Annotated in this window: 7 protein-coding genes; 3 read left to right on the forward strand and 4 right to left on the reverse strand. The window is 71.6% G+C overall.

Annotation, left to right across the window (positions count from 1 at the left end; translation table 11 throughout):
* The 3 genes from ACR9ZG_RS14485 to solA form a co-directional block, all read right to left on the reverse strand.
* A partial coding sequence (locus ACR9ZG_RS14485; protein WP_481285552.1) for an amino acid ABC transporter permease occupies positions 1-832 on the reverse strand: 832 nt, incomplete at its 3' end.
* A 73-nt stretch (positions 833-905) separates the two neighbouring features.
* Positions 906-1,769, reverse strand: coding sequence for a substrate-binding periplasmic protein (locus ACR9ZG_RS14490; RefSeq protein WP_481285553.1), 864 nt, complete (start codon positions 1,767-1,769; stop codon positions 906-908).
* A 12-nt stretch (positions 1,770-1,781) separates the two neighbouring features.
* Positions 1,782-2,945 (reverse strand): N-methyl-L-tryptophan oxidase, encoded by a 1,164-nt coding sequence (solA, locus tag ACR9ZG_RS14495; protein WP_481285554.1) that lies wholly within the window; start codon positions 2,943-2,945, stop codon positions 1,782-1,784.
* Between the two features lie 136 nt (positions 2,946-3,081).
* Between solA and ACR9ZG_RS14500 the strand changes: the two genes are divergently transcribed.
* Complete coding sequence (locus ACR9ZG_RS14500; RefSeq protein ID WP_481285555.1) at positions 3,082-3,855, forward strand: DeoR/GlpR family DNA-binding transcription regulator; 774 nt, start codon at positions 3,082-3,084, stop codon at positions 3,853-3,855.
* 50 nt (positions 3,856-3,905) lie between these two features.
* Here ACR9ZG_RS14500 and ACR9ZG_RS14505 read toward each other — a convergent pair whose 3' ends face one another.
* Positions 3,906-11,543 carry a DUF5979 domain-containing protein gene (locus ACR9ZG_RS14505; RefSeq protein WP_481285556.1) on the reverse strand — a complete coding sequence of 2,546 codons (7,638 nt, stop codon included), beginning with the start codon at positions 11,541-11,543 and terminating at the stop codon, positions 3,906-3,908.
* A gap of 240 nt (positions 11,544-11,783) precedes the next feature.
* Between ACR9ZG_RS14505 and ACR9ZG_RS14510 the strand changes: the two genes are divergently transcribed.
* Complete coding sequence (locus ACR9ZG_RS14510) at positions 11,784-12,149, forward strand: hypothetical protein (protein WP_481285557.1); 366 nt, start codon at positions 11,784-11,786, stop codon at positions 12,147-12,149.
* A 35-nt stretch (positions 12,150-12,184) separates the two neighbouring features.
* Positions 12,185-12,787, forward strand: a 603-nt coding sequence (locus ACR9ZG_RS14515; RefSeq protein ID WP_481285558.1) for a TetR/AcrR family transcriptional regulator, incomplete at its 3' end; no start/stop codon positions are given.

Below are 12,787 nucleotides of genomic sequence, written 5' to 3' on the forward strand. Positions count from 1 at the left end.
GGGGGGGGGGGGGGGGGGCGCGGGGGGGGGGGGGGGGGCCGGGGGGGCCGGGGCCGGGCGGGGGGTGGGCGCGGGCTACGGCCCCCCGGGGGGGCCGGGGCGCGCCGGGCGCGTCCGGCCCCTCCACCGCGACCGGCACCTTGCCGGTGCGCAGCCGGCGGTCGAGCCAGTTGACGAAGTGGGTCAGCGGCACCGTGATGAGCAGGTAGATGATGCCGGCGGCCACGAGCGGCGACAGGTTGCCGACGCGCTGCGACATGTCCTGCCCGATGCGGTACAGCTCGCGCTCACCGACGGCGAGACCCAGCACGTACACGAGCGAGGTGTCCTTCACGATGCTGATGAACTGGTTCGTCAGCGCGGGCAGCACATTGCGGATGCCCTGCGGGACCACGATCAGCGCCATCGCGGTGCGGTACGGCATGCCGAGGGCGCGGGCCGCCTCCAGCTGACCGTGGTGGATGCTCTGGATGCCCGAGCGGAAGATCTCGGCCGCGTACGCCGACGCGATCAGCCCGAGCGACAGCATCCCGTACGGGTAGGCGCTGGTGCCGAGGAAGGTGATGCCCGCGTACGGCAGACCCTGGCCGATGAGGAAGATGGTGAGGATGGTCGGCAGGCCGCGCAGCAGGTCGACGTAGACCTGGGCGGGATACCGCAGCCAGCGGTGCCGGGACAGGAGCGCCATGGCGATGAGGATGCCGATGACGAGGGCGATCGCGGTGGCCGCGAACGCGAGGATGAGGGTGTTGACCAGTCCGACCAGAATCAGATCCGGCAGCACGCGGAAGATGTACTCGAGATTGAAGAACATCCCCAGGAAGTCGCCCATGGCGCGCTCCTTTCATTAGCGTGGGTGGGATGGCCGGGCCGCTTCGCCCGGCCCGGCCATCCCGGCTTGGGTGCTACTTGGCCGGGTAGTCGTCGCTCGGGTGGGCGTCGTAGTACTCGGTGAGGAAGTCGATCTGCCGCTGCGACGGCTCGGTGGTGACCCACTTCTCGAAGATCGTCTTGTAGGTGCCGTCCTCGACGATCTCGCGGAGGGTCTTGTTGACCGCCTCGCGGAGCTTCGTGGCGTTCTTGCGCAGGACGATGGCCGCGCCGCGGTTGTCGTCGTTCACCGCCGAGAAGGCGATCTCGACGTCGTACTGCTGCACGTACTTGTCGGCGGACTGGCCGTCGAAGAACGCGCCGTCGATCGAGCCGGTCTGCAGGGCGTTGAACATCGCGTTCTCGTCCGAGAAGTAGACGAGCTCGGTGTCCTTCCAGTTGTCCTCGGCGTACTCCGCGTTGCGGCTCGCCGACTTCACGCCGACCTTCTTGCCCTTGAGGTCGTCCGCATCCTTGATGCTGGAGCCCTTCGGGACCGTGACCGACATGACGCCGGTGTAGGTCGGGAGCGAGAACGAGACCGTCTGGCGGCGCTCGTCGGTGTCGGCGATGGAGGACGCCGCCGCATCCGCCTTGCCGATCGCGATCGTGGGCAGGATGGTGTCGAAGTCCTGGCCCTTCACGTCGAGCTTGAGATCGAGACGCTTGGTGATCTCGGTCAGCAGCGCCACGTCGAAGCCCTCGAACTTTCCGTCTGCGTTGACGGAGGCGAACGGGGCCGCATCGCTGGCGACCAGCAGGTGGAGGGTGTCCTTGCCGTCGACGAGCTCGTACGGCGAAGCCGACGACGAGCCGCCGGCCGCGCTCGAGCTGCACGCGCTGACCGAGACGGTCAGCACGACGCCGAGCATGGTGGCGAGAAGTGCCTTTCGTTTCATTGCTGCTCTCCTTTATCGGGTGATGGTGGTGCCGGTGGTGGTGCGGAATCGGTGCGGGTCGAACATCGCCAGGTCGAGCGATGCCTCCTCCCCCAGCGCCAGCTGAGCGCCGAGCTCGCCGACAGCGGCCGAGTGCTTGAAGCCGTGTCCGGAGCAGGCCGCCAGCAGGACGACGCCGGGGCGGGAGTCGAGCTCCCCGATCGAGAAGTCCTCGTCGGGGGTGAGCGTGATCATGCAGCCGCGCGTGTTGGTGGCGACGGGCACGAGGTGGGGGAACTGACGCGAGACGAACTGCTGGACGCGCTCGACCTCCCACGCCTCAACCTCCGGGCTGTTGGCGTAGGGGTCGTCGATCGTGTAGCCGTCCTGGTCGTGGAGGCCGACCTTCACGCCGAACTCGTCGATCGTCGGCGCGCCCCAGCCGCGGAGGGACTCGTCCTCGCGGGTGAAGACCGGGAAGCGGTCTGGCAGGAACTCGGCCTCGTGGCCGGGCTCGGGGAGGAACCAGCTCAGCACGGCGCGGCGGACGGTGAAGTCCCGGGGCGCCTCCGCGAGCACGCTCGTGTTCCAGGCGCCGGCGGCGACGATGACACGGCCGGCGACCACGCTGGTGCCGTCGTCGAGCACGACGCGCTGGTGGTCGCCCTCCTCCTCGATCGCGACGACCCGGCGGCCGGTCAGGACCTCGGCGCCGGCGGCCTGCGCGGCCTCCACGGCGGTCGTGATCGCAAGCTCGGGGCGGACGACGCCGGTCGCGGGATCGAGCACGCCCGCGTCGGTGTCGCGGACGCGGTGCTGGGGGTAGCAGGCGCGGAGCCCGTCGGCGTCGAACAGCTCGTGCGGGAGGTCGCGCGACCGCAGCGCCGCCACGGTGTCGCGGAAGAGCTCCGTCTCGGGCTCGGCGATGGTGACGCCGCCGACCAGGGTGACGATCTCGCGACCGGACTTCTGCTCCAGGTCGCGCCAGATCTCCAGCGACCGGGCGGCCAGGTCGACGTAGGCCGCACCTTCGGACGCACCGCCGCGGAAGAGCCGCGATCGTCCGTGCGACGAGCCGTTGCCGTGCGCGATCCCGTACTGCTCGATGCCGGCGACCCGCACCCCGCGACGAGCGAGGGCCCAGAGCGCCCCGCTGCCGGCGGCACCCAGACCGACGACCACAACCTCGTAGTTCATAACCCGTCCTTGCATTCGAAGTGAAACAAAGGAAAGCACAGGTAAACACAGATACACAAGACCTGGAAACACAATCGTTACGTCCGCTAGGGTTGGGTTTCGACCGGGATCACAAGCAAACACAAGGGGGCGAACCGTGACGGACGACCGCATCTACGCCGATGAGCGCCGGTACGAGATCGTCCGCCTCACCCGCGAGAACGGCCGCGCCGACGTCACCGCCCTCGCCGAGCGCTTCGGCGTGAGCACCGAGACCATCCGGCAGGATCTCAACGCGCTGCAGGCCTCCGGCCATGTGCGCCGCGTGCACGGCGGCGCCCTCCCGCTCGACCGCACGCTGATCGAGACGCAGGTGTCGGAGCGCACCTCCTTCACCGCCGAGAAGCTGGCCATCGCCACCTCGGCGGCTGCGCGCATCCCCGAGTCGGGCGCGATCTTCATCGAGTCGGGATCGACGGCCCAGCTGCTCGCCGAGCATCTGCCGCCGCACCCCGCGCTGACGGTCTTCACCAACTCCCTGCCGGTCGCGACGACGCTCGCGCAGCACGCGGAGCTGACCGTGATCACGCTGGGCGGCCGCGTGCGCCCGCTCACGCTCGGCGAGGTCGACAGCTTCGCGATCAGGAGCCTGCGCGAGATCAACGTCGACGTCGCCTTCCTCGGCACCAACGGCCTCTCGCTCGAGCACGGCCTGACGACGCCCGACCAGGCGGAGGCGGACTTCAAGCGCGAGACGCTCGCCGTCGCCAGCACGACCGTGCTGCTCGCCGACCGCAGCAAGCTCGGCACGGTCGCGCTCTGGCGCTACGGCGCGATCTCGGACATCGACGTGCTCATCACGAGCGGAAGCGCCGACACGCGCACACTCGACGGCGCCCGCGAGGCCGGCGTCGAGCTCGACCTGGTCTGACGCACCCCGCGCCCGCCGAGCAGTGACACCATGTCACGAGTCGCGGCGGGTCAGGCCTTGCGGGTGCGGCGGCGGAGCAGGCCGCCAGCGACCGCGGCGAGGCCCGCGGCCAGCAGGCCCAGCGCCCACACGACGCCGTTCAGCACGTCGGAGCCGGTGCTCGCGAGCCCGCCGCCGGGTGCGCCGGCGTTCGTGCCCGATCCCGAGCCGTTGCCGTCCGAGCCGCTGCTGCCGCCCGAGCCGTTGCCGCCGGAGCCGCCGCCGCCGTCGTCCGGGACAGGCGGATCGGTCACCGTCGCACAGCTGAGGCCGGCCTCCCCGCAGGTGCCCGAAGCGGTGGAGGTCTTCCAGGCGCCCAGGGGCGTCGTCACGCTGGCGCGGTTGACCGTGGTGAGCGGCGCGTCCAGCACGGTGGTCACCGTGAAGACGGCCTTCGCGCCGATCGCCAGCGCCGGGATCGTCCACTCGAGCGTGCCCGTCCCGGCGGTCGCCGCGGGCGCGGTGGAGACGACCCGCAGCCCCTTCGGGAGGTGGTCGGTGACGACGACGCCCGTGGCGTCGAGCTGCCCGTCGTTGGTGACGACGATCGTGTACACGATGGTGTCGCCCACCGAGGCGGTCGGCCGGTCGGCGCTCTTCGCGATGCTGAGGTGGCCGACCGCGAAGGTGTTCGTCACGGTGACGGTCGCGGTCGCGCCGGCGGCGATCGTGACGATGCCGTCGGCCGGATCCATGGAGGTCGCGCTCGCCATCCCCGCGGCGGTCTCGCTCACCGCGCACGAGGCCCCGGCGATGAGGTCGTCGATCGTCGCCGTGTAGCCGTTCTGCTCGGAGAGGACCAGCGTCGCGTCGGCGCCGAGGTCGATCGGCGTGGTCACGCCGTCCACGTCGTAGGTGCAGACGACCGCCATCGTGAAGGGCCCGGCGCCGAAGTCGGCGACGCCGTCGCCGACGCGCTTCTTGTCGATCGTCAGCGACCCGGTGTCGAAGGTGTTCGTCACCGTCACGGTCGCGGGGTCGCCCGCCGGAACGGTCACACCCGCGGCCGGGGCGATGGCCGCCGCGGTCGCGCCTCCCGTCGCCGTCTCGTCCGTGTCGCAGTGCGCGCCCTGGATGAGACCCGTCACCGTCGCGGTGTAGCCGTTGCCGGCATCCAGCACGACGCGCCCGGCGTCGGGGAGCGGGATGGTCCAGGTGTCGCCGTCGTGCTGCCAGGTGCACGTGAGCTCCACGGTGAAGGGGCCGGAGCCGTAGGTCGCCGCGCCGTCGCCGGTGCGCTCCTTCTTCACCACGACCGAGCCGGACGAGAAGGTGTTGGTCACGCCGACCGTCACGTTCTGCACGGACCCGTCAAGGGAGCCGGGGATGCTCACCGTCGGGGTGTCGACGGTGGATTCCGTCGCCCCGCCGGTCCCCGTCTCCACCACAGAGCACTCGGTGCCGGCCGGGAAGACCCCCGGCACGAGCAGCGTCTCGCCGCGCTCGATGGTCAGGTCGCCGGCGAACAGGGACTGGTCGCCCGCGTAGACGCACTCGACGTGCACGGTGAAGAGCCCGCCGCCGTACGTCGCTCCGGCGTCGCCGTCGACCGTCTTCGCGATCGAGAGCGTGCCGGCCGCGTAGTGGTTGGTAACCATGGCCGTGTCGCCGCCGGCAGCGCCGGTGAGGGTCGCGGTCGCGGAGTCGCCCACCGTCTCGGCCGCGCCGTCCACGGCGATGCCGACGTGATTCGGAGCGGTCGCCGCACCGTCGCTGTCGGTCTCGGTGACGACGCAGGACGCGCCGACGGGGAGGTCGGAGATCGTGCGGCTCTCGCCGTCCGCCAGGGTGAAGGCGGCGTCGTCCACGGTCAGCGGCACGCTCGTGCCGAGGGCCGAGGTGCAGGCCAGAGCGAACGAGAACGGCCCGAAGGAGCCGAGCGTCGCCGCCGTGTCGACGTGCTTGGTCACCGTGAGCGAGGTCAGCGCGTAGTCGTTGACGATCTCGGCGCTCTGACCGGCGGGCACCGGCTGCCCGGCGCCGGCAGCGGAGGCGATCACCACGCTCGCCGGCGTCACCGAGCGGGTCGACTCGCCGTAACTGCCCGCCGCGCCCTGCTCGGACACCGCGCAGGAGGCGCCGACCGGGATGCCGTCCACCCGGGCCGCGTAGCCGTTCGCGTCGCTGAGCCGCACCATGGAGGCGCTGCCCAGGTCCACCGCCACGCCGTCGATCGTGCACGCCACGTCGGCGGTGAAGCTGGTCGGCGCGTAGCCGGTGGCGGCTCCCGTCACCGTCTTGGTCACCTGCAGCGGACCCCCGGTCAGGATGACGCCCGCCTTGATCGGCTCCTGGGGTCCGGCCGGCTGCGAGCCCGAGACGTACGTCGGGTAGAAGCCGAACGAGTCCCACGCCCGCACGCCCGTCACCGGCGCGCTCACCGGCGCCCGGTGGTCGCCGGTCGTGGTGGTCGGGATGTTGGTGGTCGAGTAGGTGATCGTGAGCGAGCCTCCCGCGGGCAGGACCGCTCCGGGCGCTGCGCTGAAGTCGAAGGCCAGCTTCACGGCGGTCACGTCCGCCGGGTCGACCGTCGTGCCGAGAGCGGAGGACGGCAGCCACGACCCGGCCGGGCAGGTGCCGCCGCCGGGCGTGAGCTCCTTCGTGCACGGCGTGGCGGCGGTGGTGACGAACCAGTCCATCCGCGTGCCGTCGATGCCGCCGGCCGTGGTGAACCGCACGTCGCCGTTGAAGCGCGGCGTGAAGACCGAGCCGCGCGCCGACGGGTCCACCACGCCGACGTCGCCCGGGTACGGGAACACGTCGATCGCGGTGAGGGCGGAGGCCGCGACGTTGCCGCCGTTGGTCATCTCCAGCTTCCAGTGGTCGGTGCCGCCGACCGCGCTGACCGCCGCACAGGGGTAGCGGTAGAAGCCATCGGTGTCGGCGGTGCACGGCACGTTCGCGTCGCTGATGTTCTGCGCCGTCCCCGTCTCGGAGCGCACGCCCTTCGAGGCCGTGAACGAGCCCTGCGACAGGGTCGTCACGATGTTGGAGGTCGAGCAGACGTTGGCCGCGAGCGACACCGCACGGCCGTTGCCGGAGTTCAGCGGGGTGCAGGCGGTCAGGGTGCGGTCGTTCGTCACGCCGAACCGGTTGGTCGCGACCGTCGATGGCGCGAGCCCCGGCTTGATCTGCAGCGCGAGGGTGATCGCGTACGTCTCGTTGGGCGCGAGTGCGGAGCCGGCCGGCCAGACGAAGCGGATGGTGCCGGTCGCGGCGTCGTACGACCGGACGATCTTCGCCGCGTCGACCGGCAGCGTGCCGCCCGTCGAGGTCGTGTAGATCGGCACGTTCGTCGGAACGAAGAGCAGGGAGCCGTCGGCCGGGAGGGTGTCGGTCACGACCGGGTTCGGGAGGGAGCCGGTCCCGGTGTTCTTGAACCGGAGCGTCCAGTTGACCTCCTTGCCGGACGCCGCCATGCCCGGACTGGTCTTCTCGACGGCGAGTGCCGCCGTGCCGGGAAGCACGGTGAACGTCGCGCTCTTGGTCGCCTGCTTCGCGACCACGTCGTTGTAGGAGGCGTCGGCCGTCACGGTGTCGGTGACGGTTCCCGGCGCGGTCTCGCCGGGCATGATCCCCACCTCCGTCGACCGCACGGGGCCGGACCCGTCGCGCAGCGTGGTGCGCAGGCTCACCGAGATGCGCACGTTGTCGGCGCTGCCGCTCGCCGCGAAGCTGAGCCCGTTCGCCCTGGTGAAGGTGAAGCGCAGGCCGGTCACGTCGGCCGCCGTCACTCCGGCGGGCAGAGCGGCGGTCGTCGCGGCGGTGCCCGCGTGCCACACCGCCGCGGAGCCCGTGCCGGTGCGCGCGTCGACGGTGATCCGGTCGGCGCCCGTCGGCAGGGCGAGCAGGCTGACGCCCGAGAGCGTGAACGCGTTCCAGAAGGTCGCCGTCGAGTCCTCGATGACGAGCGTCTTCGGCTCGATCGTCCCCGTCGCCCGCGCCATGAGGTTCACCGCGATCGGGTTCGTCGGGTTGGCCTGCAGGGTGCTGGCCGGGCTGAACGCCTTGTTCGTCGTCACGGTCAGGTTGCCGCTGGCCAGAGCGACGTTGGCCGACTGCTGGTCGGCCGCCTCCGCCGCCGGGTAGACGTCGTCGTGCAGCGTGCCGTAGGCCGTGTTCGCGAAGCTGCCCGGGGTGGGCGCGACGCCTGCGGCCCGGCTCGACTGCCGCAGCTGCGTCGTCAGCGTCAGCGTGGCCTTCTGCTGGGAGGCGATGGTGCCGCCGCTCCCGGCGGTGCCCGCCGCGTTGGTGCCGCGCACGAGCAGGCTGACACCCACCACGTCGGCGAGCTGGGCGGCGGTGAGCGCGGTGGCCTGCGACACCGTTTTCGTCTCGGTCGTCAGGGTGCCGTCTGCGGCGCGGTGGAGGATCGACACGACGCTCTTCGTGGCCTCGGCACCGGCCGCGTTGGTGATCGCGATCTTCGTCAGCGTCACCTTGTCGAACGGGTTGGTCGCCGGGTCGTACGCCGGGAACACGCACGGGTCGGTCGTGGTCGCGTTGACGCACTTCACGGGGTCGTCGAGGCGCAGTTGCCAGGTGTTGCTGGTCGACGTGTTCGTGACCGTGGTCGTGTACGTCGTCGTCGGATACTGCGACTGCGGGATGTCCGGCTGCGGGATCACGAGCGACGTCGGGTTGGCGCTCTTCGTGACCTTGGTCTGGAAGGTCGGGTCGATGATCGCCACCGTCGCGCTGGCGTCGACCGTCGCCGGCGACCCGGTGAACGGCGTCGAGGTGACGTGGAGGGTGTTCGACACGACACCCTTGTCCGGCGCGTTGTAGGTCGCGGTCCCGGTCACCCAGCTGTTCGTGGTGTTGCGGAGACTGTTCCGCAGCGCCAGGTTGAGGCGCACGGTACGGCCATTGGCGTCGCCTCCGGGGTAGGCCCCCGCCGAGGCGCTCGCGACTCCGCTGCCCACGGCCGGTGCCATCGGGTCCTGGGTCTGCTCGATCTGCTTCTTCCGGTTCGGGCTCTCGATCACGGTGAGCCGGACGCCCTGGGTGGAGGCGCGCTCCGCCGCACTCAGCGTGTAGCCGGGGAAGGCGCCGTCGCAGGCCGTGCCCGTCGTGCAGACCGTGCTCGTGATGTCGTTCCAGGTCGTGCCGTCGTACAGCTCCACCTTCGACACCGCGTCCCACCGGATCAGCGGGTCCCAGGTGGCGCCCGCCGTCTGCGTCGGCGTGATCGGGTCGATGCTCACCAGGTCGAACGCCTGGAAGGCGCTGCCCGAGAGCGGGGTGTCTCCGCCGTCCTGGACGGTCATGCTCTGCACGCCGCCGACCTGCGTCCCCCAGTCGAGCGTGACGCGGCTGCCGGCGCCGGACTGCGCCTGGAGCACGCCGCCCCACGTCTTGGCCGCGGTGATCGTGTCAGCGCCGCCTCCCGAGCCGCCGCCGGTCGTCGCACGCAGCTGGACCGTCTCGCGGTCGATCGCGGGCGTGCTGGTGATCGTCGGGCCTCCGGCGATCGAGCCGGCGGCCGTCGCGACCGCCACGTTCTCGTACGGGGTGAGCGCGGGCGGGGTGCCGGGGTTGGTCGGTTCGGCGCTGTCGCGCAGCGTCGTCCGGGCGGAGAAGATTATGGCCGGCTTCACGTTCGTCGCCTGGCCGAATCCGTCGGCGTCGGCGAACTCGAACGTCAGGCCGCGCACGTCGGTGTGCGAGACACCGGCCGGCAGCGCGTCGTCGAGGGTCGCGAAGTACGTCTTCGCCGCCGACGTCGCATCGATCGTGGTGAGCACCGACCAGGTCGTGCCGTCGATCGTGTACCGGATCGTCAGCGTGGAACCGGCCGGGACCGAGGTGGGCGCGATCGCGGTGGCGTCGAATGCGCTCCAGTACGCCGAGGCCGCCGGGTTCTCCGGCTCCGCGATCACGATGCTGGAGGGCCGCACCGAGCTGGTCCCGGTCGGGGTCTGAGCGGAGAGCTGGACCATCGACGTGCCGCCCGGGATGAGCTGCGCCGGCGTGACCGTCTTGTCGAGCGAGACGATCACCTTCGGGAAGTACACGTCGAGGTTCGCGGTCGCCGTGTTCTGCGCCGTCCCTGCCGCATTGGTGCCCGAGACGGTCACGGCGTTGGGGTAGCTGGTGAAGCCTGCGCCCGAGGGACCAGCGGCCGTCGTCGTGGTCACGGTGAACGGGAGCGTCGCGGTCGCGCCGGTCGCGATGGAGCCGGAGAAGGCGACCCGGAAGCCGGTGATGAACTGGTCGGCGTCGAGGGCCGGCGCCGCCGGGAACGCCGCTCCCTGCGCGAGCACCGTATCGGCCGGGGCCGCGCCGGTGTTGACGGACCACGAGACCGTGGCACCGGCCGCGCCGTCGGGCCAGGCGACTCCCGTGAAGCCGCCGAAGCCGATATTGGGCGTGAAGAACGTGCCCGCGCCCGGCTCGATGACGGTCAGCGAGGTGATCGGGCCGGTGGAGGTGTTGCGTGCGGTCAGCGTGGCCGTGGTCGACTCGCCCGCCGGCAGCTGCTGCGTGCTGAAGGTCTTGCCCGCCGCGACGCTGACCGTGAGCGGAGCGATGTCCTGGGTGGCCGTCGCCGGTGCCGAGGTGGCGTCGCCGTTCGGCGTGCTGACGATGGCGGCGACGGCGTTGGTGCGCTTGCCGCCCGCGACCAGCGACGCCGCGGTCGAGCGGTTGGTGGCGCGCTGCGCGAGTTTCACCTCGACCGAGCCCGTGGCCCCGGGGGCGACCGTCGCACCGGTGGAGGAGCTGAAGACGATGCGCAGGCCCGTCACGTCGGCCGCCGCGACGGACGAGGGCAGCGCGGGTGTCGCGCCGACGGGTCCGTCGACCGGACCGCCTGCGGTGAGGGCGACGACCTGCACACGATCCGCGCCCTGGGGAAGGGTCACCGCGCCGAACGCCGAGAAGTCGTAGAAGTCGAACGCCCCACCCGCGGCCGCCGGATCGGCCGGCTCGGCGATGGCGAGCGAGTCCGCCGCGATGTTGGAGGCGCTGGTGCCGGTGAGCGTCACCGTCGACAGCTCGCCCGGGGTGAACTGGGTCGCGGTGGGCGCCCACGTCTTGGTGGCGGTGGCCTGGATGATGTCGGGCACCTTCACGGTCACGGGAGCGATCGCCTGGACCGTCGTCGCGTTGGTCGCGGTGAAGGCGGCCGTGTTGGTGAGCGTCTGCCCGTCGGCCGACTTGGGCGTGCCGGCCGGCAGCTGCGCCTGCACCTGGATCGTGCCGGTGGCTCCGGCGGCGAGTCCCGTGCTCGCCGGCGTGGTGTTCGCGACCGGGTCGGTGAAGACGACCTTCAGCGTGCTGCCGGTGACCGTCACCGCCGCGCCTCCGCCCACCACCGTGGGCGATCCGACCACCGTCAGCGGAGCCGGCAGGGGGTCGGTGATCGTCGCGTCGACGCAGCCCGTCGTCGTCGACGAGCAGCCGAAGCTGAGCGTGTAGAGGAACTGGCCTCCCGGCTGCACCTGGGCGACGGAGGCCGTCTTCGACAGGTTGAGCACGCCGGAGCCGAGCCCGTCGGCATTGGCGGCGGGAGCCCCGACGGCGAGCGCGCCGACGAGGGCGAGCGCGAGCGTGGCGGCGATGCCGGCCGGAGCGTGGAGGGTGGACCTGCGCGCGGCGTGACGGCCGCGGGCGCGCGAGAAGACAGCACGGAGTCGGGTAAGCACAAGTGTCCTTGCGGGCGCGGGGAATCGTCGTCCGCCGGGTGCGTCGTGTCGGGCGACGCGGTTCGGGTCGGCGGCTCGCCGTTCGGGTTCGGCGAGAATTCCTCTCAGTCGATTTTTATATGCGTTTGCACAAACACGCGAGATGTGACGTGGCCCCCAATGGAGGGCGCGGCCACCCCCACTCCAGGTCACGCGATGGAACCCCTGGACGATCTCGGACTCCGGGGGTTTGCTGACGGCATGCGCAGGATCGTCTACGCCGGAGGCATCTTCTACACCACCGACAGCGTCGCGGGTGCACTGCTCGACTACGCGGGTGCGCTCGCACGTGCCGACACGGCGGCCACCATCTCCGTCCGCGGCCTGACCGAGGACGGCACGGAGTCCGACATCGAAGTCCTCATCGGCCCGGCCAGCCAGCTCATGAACGAAGCGGCGCCGGCCGACGTGGAGCAGCTCCCCGACGACCCGGAGACCGTGGAGCGCCTCCGCGTCCTGACGCTGGAGCTAGCGCCGCCCTCCCCCACCTTCGAGCCGCCGTTCCAGGACGACGAGGACGACGCGGGCGACGACGACGTCTGGAATCCGGAGCTGGGGGCGCGCTAGGCCGAGCGCGCACCATCCGTGTTACGATACGACACGTGTCGTATCCATCCACGGACCCCACCGACCCGAGCCACGCCCCTCGCCCCGGCGGCCGCCCCCGCGACGACGCCCGCGAGGCCAGCATCCTGGCGGTCGTCAACGCCCTGCTGGAGGAGCGCGGCTACGACGGCGTGACCTTCGAGGAGGTCGCCCGCCGCGCCGGCGCCTCCAAGCCGACCCTCTACCGCCGCTGGAAGACCAAGCGCGACATGGTCGTCGCTGCGCTCAAGGCCGGACCCGCCCGCCGCGAGGGCGCCGACGCGATCGACACCGGCTCGCTGCGCGGCGACCTGCTGGCGCTCTGCCACCGCCTCCTCACCACCATGCGGTCGACCGACGGGCACACCGCGCTCGCGCTGCTGCAGGCCGGCTTCGAGGACCCGGAGCTCGGCGAGGCGATCGAGCAGTCGGTCGGCCCGACCGGCGCGCGCCTTCCCGCCGGCGTCATCGCCGCCGCCGTGCGCCGCGGCGAGCTTCCGGAGGGGATCGACCCGTTCCCCTTCGAGGAGGTCACCGGCACGGTGCTGCTGCTGCGCCGCCTCAACGGGCTGGCCACGACCGACGCCTACCTGGAGGCCCTGGTGGATGCGGTGCTCATC

It is taken from the genome of Leifsonia sp. KNZ12-8B, assembly GCF_056755495.1.